This is a genomic window from Paraburkholderia fungorum, assembly GCF_046027215.1.
In the GTDB taxonomy this organism is placed as follows: domain Bacteria; phylum Pseudomonadota; class Gammaproteobacteria; order Burkholderiales; family Burkholderiaceae; genus Paraburkholderia; species Paraburkholderia fungorum_D.
In genome coordinates, this window is the sequence record NZ_JAQQEN010000001.1 from 17,566 (window position 1) to 41,011 (window position 23,446).

Annotated in this window: 21 protein-coding genes and 1 tRNA gene; 15 read left to right on the plus strand and 7 right to left on the minus strand. The window is 61.2% G+C overall.

What is annotated here, in order from left to right; genetic code table 11:
* Positions 1 to 24: 24 nt before the first annotated feature.
* Genes eat through eutC form a run of 3 tightly spaced genes read left to right on the plus strand, consistent with a single transcriptional unit; the run spans position 25 to position 3,663 of the window.
* The gene (gene eat, locus PQR27_RS00075) at positions 25 to 1,428 is read left to right on the plus strand and encodes an ethanolamine permease (protein ID WP_408521708.1); all 1,404 of its coding nucleotides are present in this window, start codon (positions 25 to 27) and stop codon (positions 1,426 to 1,428) included.
* Between the two features lie 43 nt (positions 1,429 to 1,471).
* A complete protein-coding gene (locus PQR27_RS00080) occupies positions 1,472 to 2,866 on the plus strand; it encodes an ethanolamine ammonia-lyase subunit EutB (RefSeq protein ID WP_408521709.1) in 1,395 nt (464 codons plus the stop codon).
* A complete protein-coding gene (gene eutC, locus PQR27_RS00085) occupies positions 2,863 to 3,663 on the plus strand; it encodes an ethanolamine ammonia-lyase subunit EutC (RefSeq protein WP_408521710.1) in 801 nt (266 codons plus the stop codon). Before PQR27_RS00080 ends, eutC begins: the two co-directional genes overlap by 4 nt.
* A 4-nt stretch (positions 3,664 to 3,667) precedes the next feature.
* On the opposite strand, the gene PQR27_RS00090 is transcribed toward eutC, so the two are convergent.
* On the minus strand, positions 3,668 to 4,063 hold the full coding sequence (locus PQR27_RS00090; RefSeq protein WP_408521711.1) for a DUF779 domain-containing protein: 396 nt from the start codon (positions 4,061 to 4,063) through the stop codon (positions 3,668 to 3,670).
* 71 nt (positions 4,064 to 4,134) lie between these two features.
* A complete protein-coding gene (gene adh / locus PQR27_RS00095) occupies positions 4,135 to 5,655 on the minus strand; it encodes an aldehyde dehydrogenase (protein WP_408521712.1) in 1,521 nt (506 codons plus the stop codon).
* A gap of 314 nt (positions 5,656 to 5,969) precedes the next feature.
* Here adh and PQR27_RS00100 point away from each other — a divergent pair, with 314 nt between their 5' ends.
* A complete protein-coding gene (locus PQR27_RS00100) occupies positions 5,970 to 7,001 on the plus strand; it encodes a helix-turn-helix domain-containing protein (protein ID WP_408521713.1) in 1,032 nt (343 codons plus the stop codon).
* Here the strand turns inward: PQR27_RS00100 and PQR27_RS00105 are convergent.
* Both PQR27_RS00105 and PQR27_RS00110 read right to left on the minus strand, forming a co-directional pair.
* Complete coding sequence (locus PQR27_RS00105) at positions 6,977 to 7,300, minus strand: double zinc ribbon domain-containing protein (protein ID WP_408521714.1); 324 nt, start codon at positions 7,298 to 7,300, stop codon at positions 6,977 to 6,979. The two genes, PQR27_RS00100 and PQR27_RS00105, sit on opposite strands and share 25 nt — an antisense overlap.
* Before the next feature lie 88 nt (positions 7,301 to 7,388).
* Entirely contained in the window at positions 7,389 to 9,800 is a 2,412-nt protein-coding gene (locus PQR27_RS00110; protein ID WP_408521715.1) for a heavy metal translocating P-type ATPase, read from the minus strand.
* A 79-nt stretch (positions 9,801 to 9,879) separates the two neighbouring features.
* On the opposite strand from PQR27_RS00110, the gene cadR reads away from it, so the two are divergent.
* The 5 genes from cadR (at position 9,880) to PQR27_RS00135 (ending at position 14,406) form a co-directional block, all read left to right on the plus strand.
* Complete coding sequence (cadR, locus tag PQR27_RS00115; RefSeq protein ID WP_408521716.1) at positions 9,880 to 10,311, plus strand: Cd(II)/Pb(II)-responsive transcriptional regulator; 432 nt, start codon at positions 9,880 to 9,882, stop codon at positions 10,309 to 10,311.
* A 99-nt stretch (positions 10,312 to 10,410) separates the two neighbouring features.
* Complete coding sequence (locus tag PQR27_RS00120; RefSeq protein WP_028197690.1) at positions 10,411 to 10,611, plus strand: hypothetical protein; 201 nt, start codon at positions 10,411 to 10,413, stop codon at positions 10,609 to 10,611.
* 51 nt (positions 10,612 to 10,662) lie between these two features.
* Positions 10,663 to 12,063 carry an ATP-dependent RNA helicase DbpA gene (gene dbpA / locus PQR27_RS00125; protein WP_408521717.1) on the plus strand — a complete coding sequence of 467 codons (1,401 nt, stop codon included), beginning with the start codon at positions 10,663 to 10,665 and terminating at the stop codon, positions 12,061 to 12,063.
* A gap of 302 nt (positions 12,064 to 12,365) precedes the next feature.
* Complete coding sequence (locus PQR27_RS00130; protein ID WP_408521718.1) at positions 12,366 to 13,520, plus strand: pyridoxal phosphate-dependent aminotransferase; 1,155 nt, start codon at positions 12,366 to 12,368, stop codon at positions 13,518 to 13,520.
* A gap of 91 nt (positions 13,521 to 13,611) precedes the next feature.
* Complete coding sequence (locus PQR27_RS00135) at positions 13,612 to 14,406, plus strand: ABC transporter substrate-binding protein (protein WP_408521719.1); 795 nt, start codon at positions 13,612 to 13,614, stop codon at positions 14,404 to 14,406.
* A gap of 101 nt (positions 14,407 to 14,507) precedes the next feature.
* Here PQR27_RS00135 and PQR27_RS00140 read toward each other — a convergent pair whose 3' ends face one another.
* Entirely contained in the window at positions 14,508 to 15,221 is a 714-nt protein-coding gene (locus PQR27_RS00140; protein ID WP_408521720.1) for a UPF0149 family protein, read from the minus strand.
* Between the two features lie 569 nt (positions 15,222 to 15,790).
* On the opposite strand from PQR27_RS00140, the gene PQR27_RS00145 reads away from it, so the two are divergent.
* Complete coding sequence (locus PQR27_RS00145) at positions 15,791 to 16,177, plus strand: hypothetical protein (protein ID WP_408521721.1); 387 nt, start codon at positions 15,791 to 15,793, stop codon at positions 16,175 to 16,177.
* The gene (locus PQR27_RS00150) at positions 16,174 to 16,491 is read left to right on the plus strand and encodes a hypothetical protein (protein ID WP_408521722.1); all 318 of its coding nucleotides are present in this window, start codon (positions 16,174 to 16,176) and stop codon (positions 16,489 to 16,491) included. The genes PQR27_RS00145 and PQR27_RS00150 overlap by 4 nt, the downstream gene beginning before the upstream one ends.
* A gap of 415 nt (positions 16,492 to 16,906) precedes the next feature.
* On the opposite strand, the gene PQR27_RS00155 is transcribed toward PQR27_RS00150, so the two are convergent.
* Positions 16,907 to 16,982: transfer RNA gene (locus tag PQR27_RS00155), tRNA-Lys, on the minus strand.
* Between the two features lie 202 nt (positions 16,983 to 17,184).
* Between PQR27_RS00155 and PQR27_RS00160 the strand changes: the two genes are divergently transcribed.
* Both PQR27_RS00160 and PQR27_RS00165 read left to right on the plus strand, forming a co-directional pair.
* Positions 17,185 to 17,589 carry a PaaI family thioesterase gene (locus tag PQR27_RS00160; protein WP_408521723.1) on the plus strand — a complete coding sequence of 135 codons (405 nt, stop codon included), beginning with the start codon at positions 17,185 to 17,187 and terminating at the stop codon, positions 17,587 to 17,589.
* A 39-nt stretch (positions 17,590 to 17,628) separates the two neighbouring features.
* Positions 17,629 to 18,504, plus strand: a complete 876-nt coding sequence (locus PQR27_RS00165; RefSeq protein WP_408521724.1) for a patatin-like phospholipase family protein — start codon at positions 17,629 to 17,631, stop codon at positions 18,502 to 18,504.
* An 80-nt stretch (positions 18,505 to 18,584) separates the two neighbouring features.
* On the opposite strand, the gene PQR27_RS00170 is transcribed toward PQR27_RS00165, so the two are convergent.
* Positions 18,585 to 19,598 carry a D-2-hydroxyacid dehydrogenase family protein gene (locus PQR27_RS00170; protein WP_408521725.1) on the minus strand — a complete coding sequence of 338 codons (1,014 nt, stop codon included), beginning with the start codon at positions 19,596 to 19,598 and terminating at the stop codon, positions 18,585 to 18,587.
* 392 nt (positions 19,599 to 19,990) lie between these two features.
* On the opposite strand from PQR27_RS00170, the gene PQR27_RS00175 reads away from it, so the two are divergent.
* Together PQR27_RS00175 and gvmR are read left to right on the plus strand one after the other, a co-directional pair.
* The gene (locus PQR27_RS00175; protein WP_408521726.1) at positions 19,991 to 21,859 is read left to right on the plus strand and encodes a phosphoenolpyruvate carboxykinase (GTP); all 1,869 of its coding nucleotides are present in this window, start codon (positions 19,991 to 19,993) and stop codon (positions 21,857 to 21,859) included.
* Positions 21,860 to 22,201: 342 nt separating this feature from the next.
* Complete coding sequence (gene gvmR, locus PQR27_RS00180; RefSeq protein WP_408521727.1) at positions 22,202 to 23,302, plus strand: transcriptional regulator GvmR; 1,101 nt, start codon at positions 22,202 to 22,204, stop codon at positions 23,300 to 23,302.
* The last annotated feature ends 144 nt before the right edge of the window (positions 23,303 to 23,446 follow it).

The window sequence follows — 23,446 nt, forward strand, 5'->3', positions numbered from 1 at the left end:
AAGCGGCCACCTTAGGAGCGCCCGATGAAATCAGAGTCGAAAAGTCAGCACGTCGGTCAGGTCACGCATCACGAGTTGAAGCAGACGCTCGGCACGTGGCAATTGTGGGGAATCGCCGTGGGTCTCGTCATTTCCGGCGAATATTTCGGCTGGAGCTACGGCTGGGCGAGCGCCGGCACACTGGGCTTCGTCATCACGGCGGTTTTTATCGCGGCGATGTACACCACCTTCATTTTTAGTTTCACCGAACTCACCACGTCGATTCCACACGCGGGCGGCCCGTTCGCCTACGCGCGCCACGCATTCGGCCCGACCGGCGGTTATCTGGCGGGCGCGGCGACGCTGGTCGAATTCGTCTTCGCGCCACCGGCGATTGCGCTCGCGATCGGCGCTTATCTGCACGTGCAGTTTCCGGGTCTCGAACCCAAACACGCGGCGATGGGCGCGTATCTGGTCTTCATGGCATTGAACATTGTCGGCGTGCAGATCGCCGCGGCCTTCGAGTTGTGCGTGACGCTGCTCGCGATCTTCGAATTGCTGGTGTTCATGGGCGTCGTCTCGCCGGGCTTCCAGTGGTCGAACTTCACGAAAGGCGGCTGGTCGGGCGCGGACACGTTCAGCATGGGCTCGTTTCACGGCATGTTCGCTGCGATTCCGTTCGCAATCTGGTTCTTCCTCGCGATCGAAGGCGTTGCAATGGCCGCCGAAGAAGCGAAGAACCCGAAGCGTTCGATTCCGATCGCCTACGTCGCCGGCATTCTCACGCTGGTGGTGCTCGCCATCGGTGTGATGGTGTTCGCCGGCGCGGCGGGCGACTGGACCAAGCTCTCGAACATCAACGATCCGCTGCCGCAAGCGATGAAGTTCATCGTCGGCGAACATAGCGGCTGGATGCATATGCTGGTGTGGCTCGGCCTGTTTGGGCTCGTCGCGTCGTTTCACGGCATCATCCTCGGCTACTCGCGGCAGATCTTTGCGCTGGCCCGCGCCGGTTACCTGCCGGAGTGGCTTTCCAAGGTGCATCCGCGCTTCAAGACGCCGCATCGCGCGATTATTGCGGGCGGTGTGGTCGGCATCGCCGCGATCTACAGCGACGAACTGATCCAGTTCGGCGGCCAGACGCTCACCGCGAACATCGTGACGATGTCCGTATTTGGCGCTATCGTGATGTATATCATCAGCATGTTGTCGCTGTTCAAGCTGCGCCGCTCGGACCCGAACATGGAGCGCCCGTTCCGCGCGCCGCTGTTTCCATTCTTTCCGGCGTTCGCGCTGGTGGCCGCGGCGATTTGTCTGGCAACCATGGTCTACTTCAATTTCCTGGTGGCCGTTGTGTTCGCCATCTTCCTCGCGCTCGGCTACGTCTACTTCCTGTTGACGCGCCACCAACGCGAAGCGGCGCCAGCGGACGCCCTGCTCGAAGAATGACGGATCGAGCCGCTGCGCAAGCAGCGGCGATGGAGTCGTAAAGATGAGCTACACCGAGACAATTGGCAGCCGCACCTATCGCTTCGCCGACCTGAAAACGCTGATGGCGAAGGCCAGTCCGCTGCGATCGGGCGATCAGCTCGCGGGTGTCGCGGCGGCGAGCGAGGAAGAACGGGTCGCGGCCAAGATGGCGCTCGCCCAGGTGCCGCTGCGCACGTTTCTCAACGAAGCGTTGATTCCATACGAAAGCGACGAGGTCACGCGCCTCGTAATCGACGAACATTCGCCACAGGCGTTCGCCGAGATCGCGCACCTCACCGTTGGCGATTTCCGCAACTGGCTGCTGAGCAGCACGACCGACGCCGACGCGCTCACGCGCATCACCGCGGGCCTCACGCCGGAAATGGTCGCGGCGGTGTCGAAGCTGATGCGCAACCAGGATCTGATCGCGGCGGCGCGCAAACGTCCGGTGATTACGCGGTTTCGGAATACGGTCGGTTTGCCGGGCCATATGTCGGTGCGTCTGCAACCGAATCATCCGACCGACGACGTCAAAGGCATCGCCGCCTCGATGCTCGACGGCCTGATGTACGGTTGCGGCGACGCGATGATCGGCATCAACCCCGCCAGCGACAATCTCGCTGCGATCACCAAGCTGTTGCTGATGATCGACGACTTCCGTCAGCGCTATCAGGTGCCCACGCAATCGTGCGTGCTGACCCACGTCACCAACACGATCGCAGCAATTGAAAAAGGCGCGCCGGTCGATCTGGTGTTTCAATCGATTGCCGGGACGGAGAAAGCGAACGCGGGTTTCGGGATTTCGCTCGCGCTGTTGCAGGAAGCGTATGAAGCGGGTTTGTCGCTGAAACGCGGCACCGTCGGCAATAACCTGATGTATTTCGAAACGGGCCAAGGCAGTGCGTTGTCGGCGGATGCGCATTTCGGCGTCGATCAGCAAACGTGCGAAGTGCGCGCGTACGCAGTCGCGCGCAAGTTCAATCCGTTTCTGGTTAACACGGTGGTCGGTTTTATCGGACCAGAATATCTGTACGACGGCAAACAGATCACCCGCGCAGGTCTCGAAGATCACTTCTGCGGCAAGCTGCTCGGCGTACCGATGGGTTGCGACATTTGCTACACGAATCACGCGGAAGCCGATCAGGACGACATGGACAATCTGCTGACCTTACTGGGTGTAGCGGGCATCAACTTCATCATGGGCATTCCAGGCGCGGACGATGTGATGCTCAACTATCAGAGCACCTCGTTTCACGATGCGTTGTACGTACGCGATGTGCTGGGTCTGCGCCGCGCACCGGAATTCGAAGAGTGGCTGGAGTCGATGCAGATCACTGACGCGCGCGGTGCATTGCTCAGCGCGTCGACACAACAGCCGCTGCTGGAAGGTGCGCGCGACTGGATGGGCATCGCATGAGCGACTTCCTCGAAAAGAATCCGTGGAATGCGCTGCGCCAGTTCACCAACGCGCGCATCGCGTTGGGCCGCGCCGGCAACAGTTTGCCGACTGCGCCGCTGCTCGCGTTCAACCTGTCGCATGCGCAAGCGCGCGACGCCGTCCATCATCCACTCGATGCCGACGTGTTGCACGAGCAACTGCGCGCGCAAAATTTCAGCACGCTCGATGTTCATAGCGCCGCGCCCGATCGCGAACATTACTTGCGCCGCCCCGATCTGGGCAGGCGTTTAAGCGACGACAGCCGTGAAGCGCTGGGTAAGCGCGTAATCGAATCGCCCGAGGTGGTGTTCGTGATTGCCGACGGGCTTTCGGCATTCGCGGCATCGAAGCAATCGATTCCGCTTCTGCAAGCCGTCGTGCCACGCCTGGCCGATTGGAAGATCGGCCCGGTGGTTGTCGCGCGTCAGGCGCGCGTCGCGTTGGGGGATGAGATCGGCGAGTTGCTCGGTGCGAAGCTGGTTGTGATGCTGATCGGCGAGCGGCCAGGTTTGAGTTCGCCCGATAGCCTCGGCATTTATCTCACTTATGCGCCGAAAGTAGGCTGTAGCGACGCGCAACGCAACTGCATTTCAAACGTGCGGCCTGAAGGTTTGAACTACGAAGCCGCTGCGCACAAACTGCATTACCTGCTGACGCATGCAAGGCGTTTGGGTCTCACCGGTGTCGGATTGAAAGACGATAGCGACACATTGTTGGCGAGCGCGCCCGCGACACCCGCCGTAGGCGACGGTTCAGCAGATTCAGGCGCACCCTGAAAAATTACGCATCGACTCGTTCCACCGGATGCGTTTCGAGCCACGCGTTTTCGTCGTCCTCGAAGAGCCGTGAGCGTGTCAGAAAACGCAACCCGCTGGGGCGCTCCAGAGAAAACATGCCGCCGTTACCCGGCACCGCATCGATGATCAGTTGCGTGTGTTGCCAATACTCGAACTGCGATTCGCTCATGTAGAACGGCACGTTGGAAATCACGCCGAGTTTCACATCCGATGAGCCGACCATAAATTCGGCCTGAGGAAACATCATCGGCGCGCTGCCGTCGCAACATCCACCGGATTGATGGAACAGTACCGCTCCGTGCTCGGCGCGCAGCTTCTCGATCAACTCGACCGCAGCGGGCGTGGCAATCACGCGGGCCACTTCTTTTGCATCAGCCATCACATGCCCTCGCTTAAACGCTGAAAAGAGCGAGCCGCACAAGGCGGCCCGCTCGAACAGGATCGCTACGTTTAGAAGAAACCGAGCGGCTTGTCGCTATAGCTGACGAGCAGGTTCTTGGTCTGCTGATAGTGGTCGAGCATCATCTTGTGATTCTCGCGGCCGATACCCGATTGCTTGTAGCCACCAAATGCCGCGTGCGCCGGATAGGCGTGATAGCAATTGGTCCACACACGACCCGCCTGAATTTCGCGGCCGAAGCGATAAGCACGCGTGCCGTCGCGCGTCCATACGCCGGCGCCCAGACCGTAGAGCGTGTCGTTGGCGATGTCGAGCGCTTCCGCTTCGTTCTTGAAGGTCGTAACCGACACCACCGGTCCGAAGATTTCTTCCTGGAAGATGCGCATCTTGTTGTGGCCGCGGAAGACGGTCGGCTTCACGTAGTAGCCTTTGCTCAACTCGCCTTCGAGTTGATTACGCTCACCGCCAATCAGACATTCGGCGCCTTCCTGCTTGCCGAGATCGACGTACGAAAGAATCTTTTCGAGCTGTTCCTGCGAAGCCTGCGCACCGATCATCGTCTTGGCGTCGAGCGGGTGGCCTTGCGTGATCGCCTTGACGCGTTTTAGCGCGCGTTCCATGAAGCGGTCGTAAATCGATTCCTCGATCAGCACGCGCGACGGGCACGTGCAGACTTCGCCCTGATTCAGCGCGAACATCGTGAAGCCTTCGAGCGCCTTGTCGAAGTAACTGTCGTCCTGGCTCATCACGTCGGCGAAGAAGATGTTCGGGCTCTTGCCGCCGAGTTCGAGCGTCACCGGAATGATGTTCTGGCTTGCGTACTGCATGATCAGACGGCCAGTCGTCGTTTCACCCGTGAAGGCGATCTTCGCGATGCGCTTGCTCGACGCGAGCGGCTTGCCGGCTTCGAGGCCGAAACCGTTCACTACGTTCAGCACGCCAGCCGGCAGCAAATCCTGGATCAATTCGAGTAGCACGAGAATCGACGCGGGTGTTTGTTCGGCCGGTTTCAGCACGACGCAATTGCCGGCGGCGAGCGCGGGCGCGAGCTTCCACACGGCCATCAGAATCGGGAAGTTCCACGGAATGATCTGGCCGACCACGCCGAGCGGTTCATGAAAGTGATAGGCGACGGTGTCGTGATCGATCTCGGAGATGCCACCTTCCTGAGCCCGCACGGCGCCGGCGAAATAGCGGAAGTGATCGATGGCGAGCGGAATGTCGGCGGCCATGCACTCGCGCAGTGGCTTGCCGTTGTCGATCGTTTCCGCAACGGCGATGCGTTGCAGATTCGCTTCCATCCGGTCGGCGATGCGGTTGAGGATGTTCGCGCGCTCCGCCGTCGAGGTTTTGCCCCATGCAGCTTTCGCGCGATGCGCGGCGTCGAGTGCGAGTTCGATATCCGCTTCGCGTGAACGCGGGATCGACGTGAACGGCTCGCCGGTGATGGGCGACACGTTGTCGAAGTACTCGCCGCCTACCGGCTTGACCCATTCGCCGCCGATAAAATTCGCATACTGCTTTTTGTACGGGAATTCGGTGGTCAGAAATTGCATCTCTGCGTGATTCATCTGTGTGCTCCTCACATGATTGAATGGGTTATATTCGGCGCGATATTTCGCTTGGCCGCGAGAGGCTAGAGCCAGAAGTGTGCCAATGCACCGCGCTGGTGAACCGTGCACGCGCAGAAAGCACTGCCGCAAGGTGCCGCACGTTGTACTGTTCAATCCGCAGCGAAGTGACCGTCCCGTTTCTGACCATTGCGCAGCGCATTGTTCAGGAATTGAACAGCGCGTTCGTGGTGGTAATCAGGGCGCGTGACGAATGCCATCGGCATGGGAATTGCCTTTGTCCTCGCTCGATATTCTGTTTTCGCGAATCCGCTATGACGATTGAATTCCCAGGCAACAGCGTGACGGATCCAACGGAGCATGCGCCGCAGCCGAGCTTCTGCGTGCAGACACGTGTGGCGCACGACGCTGATGAGCAGGCCCGCAATCTTCACGGCTGGAACCAGACCTACGACCAGTTATCCGCCGGCCACTTTGTCGGCGGTCTCACGGAGTTGTGTCTCGACCATATGCAGGTGTTCGTCGAAACAACCAGCCACACGTTGCGGCAAACCTGCGAAGTGCAGAAGGACGCCTACTGGTTCGGCATTCCGACATGTCCCGACGGCTCCGGTCGCATCGACGCGCAAATGATCGCGGGCGACGCGCTCGCGTTTCGTCCGGGTGGGATCGAGTTTGAGTTGCTGACTTCAGCGGGCTACGAGATTTTCGGCGTGGTGGTGAAGGGCGAAGTGTTGCGCCGTTACGCGGCTGACGTGGAGCGTGTCGGGCTGGCCGAGCATCTTCCGCATACCGAAGTCGTAGCGATCGGCACGGAGCGAAAGGCGCGCTTGTGCGCATCGCTGCGCCAGCTTCTCGATGACGGCGCCGCGAGCGCCGCGCCGCTGTCCTCATTCGCGCGCAACAATTTGCAGGCGACGGTGCTGGCGTCGCTATTCAACGTGGGCGCGTTGCCGGCCGCCGGGCATGCGGCGATGCCCGCGCGTCCACGTCGTCAGTCGATTGTTTCGGAAGCGCGCGAATATGTGCTGGCCAATCGTGAGCGCGCGATCAATGTGCCGGAGTTGTGCGAACGGCTACACGTGAGCCGTCGCACGCTGCAGTACTGCTTTCAGGATGTGCTCGGCATGGCGCCTGCCACGTATCTGCGCACCATCCGTTTGAATGGCGCGCGACGCGATCTGTGCGCTGCGTCGCGTGAGTCGCGCTCGGTGCAGGATGTGGCCGCCGCGTGGGGCTTCTGGCATCTGAGCCAGTTCGCCACCGATTATCGGAAGCTTTTCGGCGTACGGCCGTCGGATACGTTGAAGTCCGCTAACAGTTACGTCGCTGCTCCGCACTGCTGACAAAATTTCGCGCCCGGCGGCAGTGCTGCCTGACAGCCACTGCATGCAGCCGGCAGTAGCGATGTCCCACATTGTTGACAGAATCTCGCGTTCGTTGCATTGAAGGCGCGGCACGCCGGACAGTCCAGGCCGACGGCGCGCGCGACAGGCGTCGTGGGAGCAGGAGGGCTGCCATTACCGTTGCCGTCATTGCGTGAACCGTCGTGGCCGCCGCGGCCCCAGCCGCTGTATCCACCGCCATGTCCACCGCCGTGGTGTCCGCCGCCATGCCCGCTCAACATCCTTCCCCAGAATCCCATCTCGACCTCCTTCCGTCAGTTCGCCAGCAAGATTTCTTGACTTTCGTTGACCTTCATTGACCATCACTCGCGGATCACCGCCGCGCATTCACTTGCGCAGTAGCCGCAAGCCGTTTGCCACCACCAGCAAACTCGCGCCGACATCGGCGAACACGGCCATCCACATCGTGCCCAAGCCGATTACCGTCAACACAAGGAAAACGGACTTGATGCCGAGCGCCAGTGTGATGTTCTGCACCAGCACCGAATGCGTCGCTTTCGACAGGCGGATGAACAGCGGAATCTTGCGCAGATCGTCGTCCATCAAGGCGACGTCGGCGGTTTCGATCGCGGTGTCGGTGCCCATCGCGCCCATCGCAAAGCCGATGTCGGCACGCGCCAGGGCAGGGGCGTCGTTGATACCGTCGCCGACCATGCCGACCAACGCGCCGTCCTTCGACCAACCCGCCACGGCGTTCAGCTTGTCTTCGGGCAACTGGTTGCCGCGCGCTTCGTCGACGCCGACTTGCTGCGCGATCGCCGCAGCGGTATGCGGGTTGTCGCCGGTGAGCATGGCGGTGCGCACGCCGAGGCGCTGCAGATCGGCAATGGCGGCGCGGCTAGTGTCCTTCACCGTATCAGCGACAGCGAACAGCGCGAGCACGCGTTCGGCGTCCACCAGCATGACGACGGTTTTGCCCTGCCGTTCGAGCGCGTCAAGACGTGCTTCGAGCGATTCCGAACAGCGCCCGAGTTCTTCAACCAGCCGATGATTGCCGAGCCAATACGGCAGGCCCTCGATGTCGCCGCGCACGCCGCGTCCCGCCAGTGCTTCGAAGGCGTCCACGGTAATGCTCGTCGTGCCGTCGGTTTTCGCGGCCGCCGCAATGGCCATCGACACCGGATGATCCGAGCGGCCCGCGAGACTCGCCGCGAGCGTCCGGCAACGGGCGACATCGACGTCGGCATCGGCCAGCACCTCGAACTCGGTTTGCACCGGTTTGCCGTGGGTGATCGTGCCGGTCTTGTCGAGCGCGAGCCAGCTCAGTTTGCGGCCCTGTTCGAGGTAGGCGCCGCCTTTGACCAGGATGCCGTGGCGGGCCGCCGCGGCGAGACCGCTGACGATCGTCACCGGCGTCGAGATCACGAGGGCGCACGGACAGGCGATCACCAGCATCACCAGCGCCTTGTAGACCCATTCCTGCCACAGGCCGCCGAACAGCAACGGCGGCAGCACCGCGACGGCCAGCGCGATCACGAACACGATCGGCGTATAGACGCGAGCGAACTGGTCGACGAAACGCTGGGTTGGCGCCTTGGTGCCTTGCGCTTCTTCGACGGCGTGAATGATGCGCGCGAGTGTGGTGTTGCTGGCCGCGGCCGTGACGCGATAGTCGAGCGAGCCGGCCTGGTTGATCGTGCCGGCGAACACGGCGTCGCCCACGGTCTTATCGATCGGCAGACTTTCGCCGGTGATCGGCGCCTGATCCACGCTGGAGCGGCCCGCGACAATTTCGCCATCGAGCGCGATCCGCTCACCCGGTTTCACGCGAATCACCGCGCCGAGTCCGATGGCTTTGAGATCCATCGTCTGCCAGCTGCCATCGGCCTGTTGCACGCTTGCCTGCTCCGGCGTGAGTTGCATGAGGCCCTGGATCGCGTTGCGAGCGCGGTCGAGCGACTTCGCTTCGATCAGTTCGGCGATCGTGAAGAGGACCATCACCATCGCCGCTTCCGGCCACTGGCGCAGGATCAGCGCGCCGGTGACGGCAATGCTCATCAGCGCGTTGATGTTGAGGTTGCCGTTACGGATCGCGAGCCAGCCCTTCTTGTACGTTGTCAGCCCGCAGGAGGCGATGGCGAGGACCGCGAGACCCGCCGCCAGCCAGGCCGGCGCGCCGAGCCAGCTGACGGCCTCTGAGGCCGCCGCGGCGATACCCGCGAGCGCCAGCGGCCACCATGGCTTGGGCGGCGCGGCTGTTGGAGCGGCGTCCGCGTCGGGATTGGCCAACTCAGGCGTGAAGTCGAGTGAGCGCAGCGCGGCGAGGATCGAGTCGAGCGCGTCGGGCGCGTGCACGACCGTCAGGACCCGTTGCATCAGGTTGAACTCGATGCTGCGCACATACGGCATGCGGCTGAACTTCTTGCGGATCAGCGCTTCTTCGGTCGGGCAGTCCATCTGCATGATGCGGATGGCAGTGCGTATGTCGCTGCCGACGGCTTCGGATGGCGGGAGGCGGACCGGCATGGCAATGGCAGCCGTGGTTCCGCAGCAGGCTGCGTCGGCGTGGTCGTGGGCATGCTCGCGGTCGTGACCGCAGGATTCGCCGTCACGGTGGACGTGATCGTGGCCATGATCGGGCGCCGCGTGGTCGTGACCGCAGGTTTTGCCGGGGCTGTGCTCGTGCTCATGCTCATGCTCATGAGCATGCCCGTCAGGCCCATCAGGCCCATCAGGCTCGTGGGCACAGGCTTTGGCCTGTTCGGGGCGGTCGGCTTCGGCGTGGCTGGCGTGAGGCATGGTGGCTTCCTGGTTCGATTTGTGGTCTAGTAAACACCTTGAAGCCACTACAAGGTCAAGGCCGTCAGCCGGAGGGTCCATGAAAATCGGCGAACTGGCGAAAATCGCCCATTGCACGACCGAAACCATCCGTTTCTACGAAAAAGAGGGCCTGTTGCCCGAAGCGGAGCGCACTGAGGCCAATTACCGCAGCTACACCGTGAAGCACGTCGAACGGCTGCGCTTCATCCGGAATTGCCGCGCGCTCGACATGACTCACGACGAAATCCGTGCGTTGCTGCGTCTAACAGACGCACCCGCGGACGGCTGCGGCGGCATCAATGCCCTGATCGACGAGCACATTACGCACGTCGACACGCGCATCGACGAACTGAAGCAACTGAAAGTGCAACTGACCATGCTGCGTGAGCAATGTCACGGCGAGCAGGCGGTTGAGAACTGCGGCATCGTCCAGGGCCTCACCGAAATGGAAGTGAGCGCAACCCGTGCGCGGCACACGCATCTGGGTTAAGGCGCTTCATCCGTCGTCGCTGCGCAAAAAGCCGCATGCATGGCCGGGCGGTTCGTCCGGCCCAGCCAATAAATTATCGAATCCAGTTGGAGAATCAACGTGTTTACCTGTAGAAACCAGCCCTGCGGCGAGCAGTGGGAAATGTCGGACGTCGTCATCAAGAACGAGGGGCAAGGCCTCCTGTTCCGCTGCCCGATGTGTGGCGCGCGCAATTACGTCGAGCGTTTCGATGGGGAAGACGGCTCGGTGCTGTACGAGCAGATCGAAGGTCGACCCGCCACCGGCCCCATGGCCGAATAGTCCTTAGATCCTTAGTTCAGCCTCTTCAGCCGATAGCGAGCCCTCACCTCTATGAACAGTCCCACACCAGCCGGCGCGCCGTTTAGCCAGCTACCGCTACCCGCCGCGACGCTCGCCAATCTGACGCAGCTCGGCTATGTCGAGATGACGCCGATTCAAGCCGCGAGCCTGCCGATCGCGCTGGCCGGCCACGATCTGATCGCGCAGGCGAAAACCGGCAGCGGCAAGACCGCGGCTTTTTCCCTCGCGCTGCTGAATCGTCTCGACGTGCGCAACTTCGCCGTGCAGGCGATGGTGCTATGCCCGACGCGCGAACTCGCCGATCAGGTCACGCAGGAAATCCGCCGCCTCGCGCGTGCGGAAGAAAACATCAAGGTGCTGACGCTGTGCGGCGGCACGCCGATGCGTCCGCAAACGGCCAGCCTCGAACACGGCGCGCACATCGTGGTCGGCACGCCGGGGCGGATCATGGATCACCTCGAGCGCGGCAGCCTGCCGCTGCAGTCGCTCAACACGCTGGTGCTCGACGAAGCCGATCGCATGCTCGACATGGGTTTCTTCGACGATATCGCCACCGTGGTGAAGCAATGCCCGAAAGAGCGGCAAACGCTGCTGTTTTCCGCGACGTACCCGGAAGGCATCGTCAAGCTGAGCCAGCAATTCCTGCGCAATCCGAAGGAAGTGAAGCTCGCCGAGCGGCACGACAACACCAAGATTCGCCAGCGCTTCTATGAAGTGACCGAAGACCAGCGTCTGCATGCGGTCGGTCTGCTGCTGAACCATTTCCGTCCGGTCAGCACGCTGGCGTTCTGCAACACCAAGCAGCAATGCCGCGATCTGCTCGACGTGCTGCGCGCGCAGGGTTTTCATGCGCTCGCGCTGCATGGCGAACTCGATCAGCGTGAACGCGATCAGGTCCTGATCCAGTTCGCGAACCGCAGCTGCTCAGTGCTGGTCGCTACCGACGTCGCTTCGCGCGGTCTCGACATCGCGGAGCTCGAAGCCGTGATCAACGTCGACGTGACGCCGGACCCGGAAGTGCACGTGCACCGCATCGGCCGCACGGGCCGCGCCGATCAGGAAGGCTGGGCGCTCAGTCTCGCGAGCATGAACGAGATGGGCCGCGTGGGCAGTCTTGAACAGGCGCAAAAGCGCGAGGTCGAGTGGCACAAGCTGGCCGACCTCAAGCCGGCGAGCAACGAGCGGCTGCTGCCGCCCATGGAAACGCTGCAGATTCTCGGCGGCCGCAAGGAAAAGATCCGTCCCGGCGACGTTCTCGGCGCGCTGACCGGCGAGGCCGGTTTCGCCGGCTCGCAGATCGGCAAGATCAACGTGACGGAAATGTCGACTTATGTGGCTGTGGAGCGCAGTGTCGCGCGAGACGCACTGCGCAAGCTCAGCGCCGGCAAGGTGAAGGGCAAGAAAGTCAAAGTCCGCCTGATGGACGAGTAACGCCGTTTGCAATGGCTGCGACCGCCCGGTCGCAGCCGTGCCGGCGCATCACATTACGTCATACCTCTGCGGTTTTTCGCGCGCCCCGCGTGACCCCATTTCGGCCGCTAACCCCCCGATTCCATTGCTTTAGAGCCCGCCAGACCGGCGTTGCGCCCGCCATGACGTAAACGCATGCCGCGCATGACAAAGTTTCGATTGTGACGGTTCTTTGGCTGATGCCTAATTCACCAAACCGGATGGGATCGCCGCGCAAACGGCGTCCACGGATCCGCTGCCGGATGGAGAAAGGGAGAAGTCTTATGCAGAGCGCCATGCAAGCCCGCTCGAAACTGCCTGACGTAGGCACGACGATTTTTACCGTGATCGGTCAACTGGCCGCGCAACACGACGCGCTGAACCTGTCGCAGGGCGCACCGAACTTCGCGCCGGATGCGAAGCTGGTCGACGGCGTCGCTCAAGCCATGCGCGCCGGTCATAACCAGTACGCACCGATGGCCGGCATCGCCCCCCTGCGTGAAGCGCTCGCGGACAAGGTCGAGACGCTGTATGGCGTGCGCTATGACCCGGCAAGCGAAGTCACCGTGATCGCCAGCGCCAGCGAAGGCCTGTACTCCACGATCAGCGCGTTGGTGCATCCCGGCGACGAGGTGATCTACTTCGAGCCGTCGTTCGATAGCTATGGCCCGATCGTGCGCCTGCAAGGCGCGACGCCGATTCCGATCAAACTCTCGCTGACCGATTTTCGTGTGAACTGGGACGAGGTCGCGGCTGCGATCACGTCGAAGACGCGCATGATCATCATCAACACGCCGCACAACCCGACAGCGACCGTGTTCAGTGAGGACGACATCGCCCGTCTCAAGGCGGTGACGCGCAACACCGATATCGTGATCCTCTCCGACGAAGTCTACGAACACGTGGTGTTCGACGGCGCCAAACATCAGAGCATGGCGTGCGACGCCGAACTCGCGGAACGCAGCGTGATCGTGTCGTCGTTCGGCAAGTCGTATCACGTGACCGGCTGGCGGGTCGGCTATTGCCTCGCGCCTGCCGCATTGATGGACGAGATTCGCAAGGTCCATCAGTTCATGGTGTTTTCTGCCGATACGCCGATGCAGTACGCGTTCGTCGACGCACTCGCGAATCGCGACAGCTATCTCGGCTTGTCCGCGTTCTATCAGAAGAAGCGTGATCTGCTCGCCCATGCGTTGCGCGATTCGCGTTTCGAGTTGTTGCCGAGCGAAGGCAGCTTCTTCATGCTCGCGCGTTTTCGCGGCTTCTCCGAGGAGAGTGACAGCGATTTCGTGCTGCGTCTGATTCGCGATGCGCGCGTCGCGACGATTCCGCTGTCGGCGTTTTATACCGACGGCACGGATTCCGGTCTGATCCGCCTGAGCTTCTCGAAGGACGACGCTACGCTGATCGAAGGCGCGCGGCGTTTGTGCGAAATCTGATCCACCGGCTGCGCGAGACAGCGGCATTTTGGCCGCAGTATGATCGTCAGGCGGCTGCCGTTACAACAAAACAAAGGGAAAGGGACACGATATGAAGTTGCTCAAACCTCTGCTGGCGCTGACCTGCGCGTTTGCGGCGATTGGCGCGTCGTCAGCCGCGCTCGCTGCCGATACCTCGACGCTGCGTTTCGGACTCGAAGCGCAATATCCGCCGTTCGAATCGAAAGGGCCGAACGGTGAACTGCAAGGTCTCGATATCGATGTCGGCAATGCCGTCTGCGTCGCTGCGCATATGACGTGCAAATGGGTGGAAACCTCGTTCGACGGTTTGATTCCCGCGCTGCAGGGCCGCAAATTCGACGCCATCAATTCGGCGATGAACGCGACCGAGCAACGTCGTCAGGCGATCGATTTCACGACCGTCGTGTACCGCGTGCCGACGCAGCTGATTGCGAAGCGCGACAGCGGTCTGCTGCCGACCACCGAGTCGCTGAAGGGCAAACGCGTGGGCGTGCTGCAGGCGTCGATTCAGGAAACCTTCGCGAAGGCGCATTGGGAAGCGGCCGGCGTCACCGTGGTGCCGTATCAGGACCAGAACCAGGTTTATACCGATCTCGTGGCGGGCCGCCTGGACGCGACGCTCGTGCTGGCGCCGGCCGGGCAGACGGGTTTTCTGTCGAAGCCTAGCGGCAAGGACTATGCGTTCGTGGGCCAACCGGTGCGCGATGACAAGATTCTCGGCAGCGGCATCGCATACGGTATTCGCAAAGGCGATACCGCGTTGCGTGATCAGTTGAACGCGGCGATTGCCAAGGTTCAGGCAGACGGCACGGTGAAGACGCTGGCGGCGAAGTATCTCGGGAATATTGACGTCACGCCGAAGTAAGCGACCGGAGTAAGTTAGCGAAGTCAGTTACTCGCCGCGCGCGGCCTGTTCCGGCGCTCGATGGGCGCCGCGAAATTCGGTTTCGGCGGCGCGTTGGCGCGTCAATGAAGCGTCGCCGCAGCGCCGCAGCATTTCTTGAATTTCTTGCCACTGCCGCATGGGCATGGATCGTTGCGCCCGATTTTCGGTTCGGTGCGCTGGATCGTGGTGGCGAGTTTGCGGTCGTGGGCGGCCTGACGATAGGGAAGCCAGAAATGGTGGATCTCGGCGATGCTGACGGGGATCTGCTTTGTGAGGACGTCGCGCTCGGCCGGTATCCTTGAGATGGCTTGTTCTTCGGCCGTGAGATCGTCGTCATTCAGAAGGCGTAGCGGCCTGAGCCATTCCTGTCCTTGCTCGCTATCGAAGAGCGGCTGCCAATCTTGCCGGCACAACGCGATGCCGTGCATGAAGCCCATCACCCATTCATCGCTCTCGGCGAATCCCACAGGGCCGTCCGGAAAATCGACGATGTCGAACAGAGGCTCGAAGCCATCCTCGTCAAATTCAAAACGCCAAAGGATGTCGTTCAAGTGCCGCAGCATCAGTTCGAGAATGCGCTGCGCCTGGGCGTCAGACTCGAACTCCGGTGCGTGGTCTTCGCTTGGGCCCCACACGCGGGGTAGCCAGTCACTGAGCGCTAACGTGGTCGGGCCGATTGCAATGGCGGTGAGATACCCGTCGAGGCCGACGATCATAAACGAGTCGTCTGACACCTGGTCGGATACAAGGAACTCGGCGAGTTCGTCAAGCTCCTCGTCAGACAGAGGAGTCATCAAATCTGCGGGACCGGATATTGATTTGGACACGAGTAGCGCTTTAGTGGATTCAATTCGAGGTGACTGTTCGACTTGTTGCAGGCGCGGAATTCGGACCTGCTATAACGTTTTTCCCTAGACTAACAAAACAATAGCCCAGTCACGAGGACCGGGCTCTTTATTTGATTCTTTGGTGGGGCGTCGCTGACTCCGGATTCGCCGGAGTCTGATGCCGCCGAATGACGGGTGACTCAACCATCAAAAAGACAGCACTGAAGCCAGCCCGTGAGGGTTGGCTTTTTCACTTTTGGCGGGTGCAAAAGCACCGACCAAAAATTTAAGCGTCTTTAGAAAAATTTCGGATTCATCCAATTGTGTTCGCTTCTCTGTTCGAGATAGTTTGCAGCGGGGCGATCACACCCATTTAACAGGAAAGGGATTCTGGATGAACGACGATCAGCACAAGCAAGCGCCGACCTATCTTTTTGCCACCATCTGCTCGCTCACGGAGCGCGGGGGACGGGTCACTACGGCCACTAGCGGTCTTAAGGTGATTGGCTTGACAAGTCGCCCGCGTTGGCGACGTTGTGACTTATGGGGACGGCAGTGAGGCCGTCATTATCGACGGTGCGGGCGAGTATGCGGTTTCGGAGTGCAAGCCGATTGGACTCGTTGGTATAGGTATCGTGATGCTGGAGAACCTAACTGACCCAGAGGAAGGGGGCGATGGCGTCGCGAAGGTCCGTACAATCCTCGATGCGATAGGGTTCAAACAGCGGCCCCAGATTCCCGAAAAGCAGAAGAACTCGCTCAAAACGTTCATCGCTATTTTGCAGGATTTTTTCTATGTCAATACGCTTGGTGCGCACCGTGAGTTCCCTGGTCAACTTGGCGAGGGGAAGATTTGCCCGGGCAACGTCGGTTTGGCGCTCGTCAAAGAACTTCGCAATTTTACCGGGCTGAGCGCACCATGAACGCGGGACAAAAATGTCTGATGGCAATTGCCAGTACAGGCGTTGTTACCATGGCGGTCGCGTACATCGGTTATGTTAATTCGTATCTTGATCACGAGGTGCAAACCACAACCTTCGTTAAGCGTTATCCGACGCTGCAAATGAGGTTCTACGACCCATTTGCCAACGAGGCAGACGATGTGCCAATTGATCAATTGGCACCGATCGATCGGGCGCATTTTGCCGACTATTGCAAATATCGGTTCGGCGTTATCGAACGCAGCACTCAGGCGCTGAAAGAGTGCAAAGCAAAAATTCCGAGCTATTTACGATAGGTGCGTGCGCGCAGCTTTTTGCTGAGCAAAGAATGACGCGCCGCGCCCGACCGCGCACGTCATGGCCCGCGGGAAAGCGGCGACGCGCTCGCGCGCGGTGTCAGGACGAACTTGCCGTAGGGACCAGCGGAATGTGAAGCGATCCACCGATCGGCTGCCCCGTCAAGGGTTGCAGACGTGCAAGGCACACATTTCCATTAGTGGCCGTCGCTGTTCCTGCAGGTCTGTCCGGTGAGGTCGCTTCGACCTTATCGCGACGGTATGCGCGCCCGCCCGCTCTGCGAGGTCGTGTCCATCCCGCGAAACGCGGTGTTGAGGCCAACACGTGTTGATTGAATTTGCCTACACAGCGCCTGCACGAAACCAAGAAAGCAAAAAGCCCAGTCACGAGGACTGGGCTTTTTGTTTGATTCTTTGGTGGGGCGTGAGTGACTCGAACACTCGACCTACGGATTAAGAGTCCGCTGCTCTACCAACTGAGCTAACGCCCCAAACAGAAACGAGATTATGCAGAAACTTTTTGAGCTTGCCAAGCCCCCTTCGCAGATTTCTTAAAAATATTTGCAACGCCCGCCACGTATATCGCCACGGCCTGTCGGCTATCGCCAAAACGGCGCGGCGCGCACCGTCCCGGTATCATGTCGCGGACACCTGCCGCCCGAAACGTCGCGCGGCTTTCGACCGGGGGCAGACATGGATGACAAAGAGATTCTCGAGTTGCTCGACCGCATCCTCGCGCCGTGGGTGCGCACCCTGACGCTCACGCCGGTCAAGGTCGACGAAGAGAGCGCGACGCTGCGCCTGCCGTTTTCAGGCGGGCTACGCCATTCGGGCGGCGTGATCTGCGGGCAGGTCTTCATGGCGGCCGCCGATACGGCGATGATCGTCGCGATCGCCGCTGCGCTCGGCGGCTTCAAGCCGATGAGCACGGTGTCGCTCAATATCAGTTTCATGCGCGCGGTCCGCAAGGGCGATGTCCTGATCACCGCCCGCGTGCTGCGCATGGGCCGCAATCTGGTGTTCGGCGAAGTCGAATTATTCGACGAAGCCGGCCACATGGCCGTTCATGCCACCACCACATACGCGCTGCTCGACTGAATCGGAGCAGTCAGAGCCGCATTAGAGGAAAAAGCCAGGATGTTCGATCAGGTCGTATTCGCAGGCGGCGGCAATCGCTGCTGGTGGCAGGCAGGATTCTGGGACGTTGTGCAACCGGAACTGCACATCCGGCCACGCGTCATTACCGGCATTTCGGCCGGCGCCGCGACCGCCTGCATGCTTTACACGCGCGACTCCGACTGGGTGATGCGCTATTACGAAGACGCATTGCGTCACAACACCCGCAATGCCTATTGGGGCAATTTGCTGCGCGGCGAATCGGTCTTTCCGCATTACCGGATCTACCGGCAAGCGCTGCTCGATATCTATCGCGAGAAATTCTCGACACTCGCCGATGCGCCTGAAATCCGCATCGGTGTGTCGCATCTGCCGCGCTGGCTCGGCGCGCGCAGCGCCGTCGCGGCAGGGCTGATCGCGTACAACATCGAAAAATACGTGCGCAAGACCCTGCACCCAACGCTTGGTCAGACGCTCGGCTTTCATCCAGAATTCGTGCGCGCGCAGGATTGCGCGACCGTCGAGGATCTCGCGGACCTGATCCTGCAATCGTCCAGTACGCCGCCGTTCACGCCGGTGTTGCGGCGCAATGGCCGGCCGGTGCTGGACGGGGGAATGGTGGATAACGTGCCGGTCGGCGCGCTCGACGCCGAAGCGCCCGGCAATGTGCTGGTGATGGTCACGCGTCTCTATCCGCGTCCGCAGATGTTCGTCGTGCCGCACGGCGTGCAGCAGCGGCTCTACGTGCAGCCGTCACGCAAGGTGCCGATTTCGAGCTGGGACTATACGAGTCCGTCGCAGATGGTGCATGCGTACAACCTTGGCCGTGCCGACGGCGAGACCTTCCTCGAACGCATGCCCGATCTGCTGGAAGCGGGCGCACACGAAGCGCGCTGAGCGGCGCCGCGGTTGCCGGACGGCCGCGCTCACGGCCGGCCACGTTCACGGCCGGCGCCCAACCCCCAGCGCCCGCCCGATTAACGCCGGCGGCCGCCCTGCAACGCTTCAGGATTCGCCACGCTAGCCGTATCGCCGGCGTCGAAAGCCAGAATGTTGTTGAACGCCGCAGTGAAATACAGTTCGTAGCTCTCGCGTTCCACATACCCGATGTGCGGCGTGCAGATCACGTTCTCCATGCGCAGCAGGCTATAACCCTGGAGAATCGGCTCGCTTTCGTAGACGTCGATCGCGACCATCCCCGGACGGTTGTGCGACAGCGCATTCACCAGCGCGTTTTCGTCGAGGAGTTCGGCCCGGCTCGTGTTCACGAGCAGCGCGGTTGGCTTCATGCGCATCAGGTCTTCCTGCTTGACGATGCCGCGCGTGTCGTCATGCATACGCAAATGCAGCGACAGCACATCGCTCTGTTCGAACAGCGCCTCACGGCTCTCGGCGACGCCATAGCCATCTGCGCGCGCGGCTTCGCGTGAGTGCTCGCGGCCCCAGATCAGCACGTTCATGCCGAACGCTTTGCCGTAACCGGCGACCAGCCGGCCGATCTTGCCGTAACCCCAGATGCCCAGCGTCTGGCCGCGCAATACCTGGCCCAGACCGAAGTTCGGCGGCAGCGCCGAAGTCTTCAAACCGGACTGTTGCCAGGCTCCTTGCTTAAGGTTTGCTACGTATTGCGGAATCCGCCGTTGAGCGGCCATGATGAGTGCCCACGTCAGTTCGGCTGGCGCGAACGGTGAGCCGCTACCTTCGAGCACGGCGATGCCGCGCTCGGTACAGGCCGCCAGATCGATGTGGCTCGACACCTTGCCCGTCTGACTGATCATGCGTAAATGGGGCAATTTGTCGAGTAGTTGCGAGCTGATGCGGGTGCGTTCGCGAATCAGGACCAGAGCGTCGACTTCGGAAAGACGGCTCGCGAGTTGGCCCAGACCGCGCACGGTGTTGTTGAAAACCTTGACCTCATGGTCGGCCAGCAATTGAAAGCAGTCGAGCTTGCGAACGGCGTCCTGGTAATCGTCGAGGATGGCAATCTTCATGGTATGTGTCTTGCGGCGCACCATAGCGGTGCGGAACGGAGTGTTATGCTGACTGTCCCAACATGTGACCTAGGTCACATGCCGGTCTGGCTGAATGCCTTACCGTAGAAGCTGCCGCGAAGAACGGTAGCGCCACGGCAAGGCGGATTGACATCGTTTTTAACAGTTTGTTGCGTGTTGAGGCAAGCCGCTTTACAGACGGTTGCAGACAAACCGTCGGCAAGGCCGTCTGGCGGCCACTTCCGCGCAACGGGCTGCGTAGCCCATGATGACCTGCACAATCGCGCGTCGGGTTGTAAAAACACCGGCGCGATGAATTGAACGCCTCTCGCATGCAGTGTCCCTTTGGGCTTGTACCGTTTTTCTATTGTTATCAAAACGGAGACAGGTCGATGAATCTTCCCTCATTCGAAGGACAGCCCACCATCGAGGCGTCCGCAGGAGCGCCCGAGTGGGTCAAACACCGAAAACTGATCGACTGGGTCCAGCGCGTCGCCGCGTTGACCAAACCCGATCGGATCGTCTGGTGCGACGGCTCGCAGGAGGAGTACGACCGCCTATGCACCCAGATGGTCGAGGCCGGCACCCTCAAAAAACTCAATCCCGCCAAACGGCCGAATTCCTATCTCGCCTGGTCCGATCCGTCCGACGTGGCACGCGTCGAAGACCGCACTTTCATCTGCGCGCAGCGGCGTGAAGACGCCGGGCCGACCAACAACTGGATTGCCCCCGCGGAAATGCGCTCGACGCTCGACGGCCTGTTCGAAGGCGCGATGCGCGGGCGCACGATGTACGTCGTGCCGTTCTCGATGGGCCCGCTCGGTTCGCCGATCGCGCATATCGGCGTCGAACTGAGCGACAGCCCGTATGTGGTCACCAACATGCGCATCATGACGCGCATGGGCCGCAAGGTGTACGACGTGCTGGGCGAAAACGGCGAGTTCGTGCCGTGCGTTCATTCGGTCGGCGCGCCCCTTGCTGCCGGTGCCAAAGATGTGCCCTGGCCGTGCAACGAGACCAAATACATCGTCCATTTTCCTGAGTCGCGCGAAATCTGGAGTTACGGCTCGGGCTACGGCGGCAATGCGTTGCTGGGCAAGAAATGTTTTGCGCTGCGTATCGCGTCGACCATGGGCCGCGACGAGGGCTGGCTTGCCGAACACATGCTGATTCTCGGCGTGACCTCGCCGGAAGGGCGCAAGCATCACGTGGCGGCGGCGTTCCCATCGGCCTGCGGCAAGACCAACTTCGCGATGCTGATCCCACCGGAAGGGCTGAACGGCTGGAAAATTTCCACCATCGGCGACGACATCGCGTGGATCAAGCCGGGCAAGGACGGCCGCCTGTATGCGATCAATCCGGAAGCCGGCTACTTTGGCGTCGCGCCGGGCACAAGCGAAAAAACCAATTTCAACGCGATGGCCACGTTGAAGGAAAACGTCATCTTCACAAACGTCGCGCTCACCGACGACGGCGACGTCTGGTGGGAAGGCATGACCGACGAGCCGCCCGCACACTTGATCGACTGGCAGCGCAAGGATTGGACGCCGGCAATTGCCAAAGAAAGCGGGCGCAAGGCGGCCCACCCGAACGCGCGCTTCACCGCGCCGGCCGCGCAATGTCCCTCGATCGACGCCGACTGGGAGAATCCGGCAGGCGTCGCGATCGACGCGTTCATCTTCGGCGGCCGCCGCTCGACCACCGTGCCGCTCGTCACCGAAGCGCGCAACTGGGTCGAAGGCGTCTACATGGCGGCCACCATGGGCTCGGAAACCACTGCGGCCGCTGCGGGCCAACAGGGGGTGGTGCGCCGCGACCCGTTCGCGATGCTGCCGTTCTGCGGCTACAACATGAGCGATTACTTTGGCCACTGGCTAAAAACCGGCGAGCGTCTCGAGCAGATGAACGCGAAGCTGCCGAAGATCTTCTGCGTCAACTGGTTCCGCAAGGGCGCGGACGGCAAATTCGTCTGGCCGGGGTTCGGCGAGAACATGCGGGTATTGAGCTGGATGGTCGGCCGCGTCGAAGGTTCGGCGCAAGGTGAGGAGCATGCGTTCGGCGTGTCTCCGCACTACGAAGACATCGACTGGACTGGCCTTGATTTCAGCCGGGAGCAATTCCAGCAGGTGATATCCGTGGACGACGCGGCCTGGCGTGACGAACTCACGCTGCACGCCGAGCTGTTTGATACGCTGCAGCAAGGGTTGCCGCCGGCATTGGCGCAAACCAAGAGCGCGCTGGAAGGCAAACTCGCCGCCTGATCATGTGAGTATTCACTTCGCATAGAAAGCCGCCTTCGGGCGGCTTTTTGTTTATTGATGCCGTTTCAGGTCACTTTTGCCGATCCTACGACGCCTGTTCACACGTTCACATCTGTTCGAACAAAAGGGCAGTGCAAGCTGCACTGCAGCAGATTGTTGCCCTTCTGGGAACAATGAGTGTCCTTGCCCTACATTGACGAACACAATCGCACAAATATCGACAAAATTTCGGCCCCTTGGGGCAACTTCTGCACGATTTCGCGAGTCGTAGGAGAATTCCAAGTTCGCTTCACTGGTTTTCACTAATTGTTCAGGAAGCAGTAACACGGCAGGAGTTGTCTCATGGATCATTTGCAGTCGATGCGAGTTTTCGTCAGAGTGGCGGATCTCGGCAGTTTCGCCCGCGCTGCAAGCGCGATGGATATTTCCAACGCAGTTGCGACCCGCCACGTCGCCGATCTCGAAGGCCGCCTTGGTACGCGGCTGCTCAATCGCACAACCCGCAGCTTGTCGCTGACGGAATCGGGCCAGGTTTATCTTGAACGCGCGCGCCAGATTCTCGACGAACTGGAAGACGTCGAGCAGATGGTGGTCGCGCGAAATCACGAACCCGTCGGCACGTTGCGAATCGTCGCACCGGTCGTGTTCGGGTTGCATAACCTGGCGCCCGTGCTCCAGACGTATGCAGAGCGTTATCCGAAAGTCATTCCCGATGTCACGCTGGTCGATCGCCAGGTGGATCTGGTTGAAGAAGGCTTCGACGTGGGCGTGGTGATCGCGCGGCAGATGCGCAGCGCGAGCATTGTCACGCGGCGCCTGACCACCGGCTGCATGACGGTATGCGCCACGCCGGCCTACCTCGAGAAACACGGCACGCCCAACCGCCCGGAACATTTGCTCGAGCATCCGTGCCTGAGCCTGCCGTCCGAGTATTGGGGCGACGAGCGCGTATTCACCGGGCCGGAAGGCGAAGTGCGGGTGCGTCCGTCGAACGTCATCGTGGCGAACAATACGGAAATGCTGCGGCAGTTCGCGCTGCTCGGCATGGGTATCGCAATTCTGCCGAGCTATCTGATCGGCCGGGACATGACGCGTGGCAGGCTCGTGCGTTTGCTCGGCGACTACCGTTTGCCGCAGGTCGAGATCAACATTGCGTATCCGAGCCGTCGCCACTTGCCGGCCAAGGTGCGCACGTTCATCGACCATCTGGTCGAGCATTTCAGCCAGACGCCGAACAGTCTGCTGGGCGAACAATGGATCAAGGACGGCCTCATGCGGCCCGCCACGGCGACCGCGACGGATTCCGCGGATCCGATGCCGCCGGAAGCGTTCGACGGCGCCGAGCCGCTCTCGCGGCTTCTGGACAGCGAGTTGGCGCCGATGCCAAAGGCGTTGACGAAGACGGTGAATCGCGCACGGCCGACGGCTTTGTCACCGCTGTGAGATGAGACTTTGAGGCTCTAGCTTGAGTCAGGCCGCGTCGCAGCAGGCGCTGTCTGGCAGGCATACAAAAAGGCGCAGTCACGTGAAGTGACTGCGCCTTTTTTATGGCACACGCGAAGCCGGCCGGAAGCGAACTACCTTCCA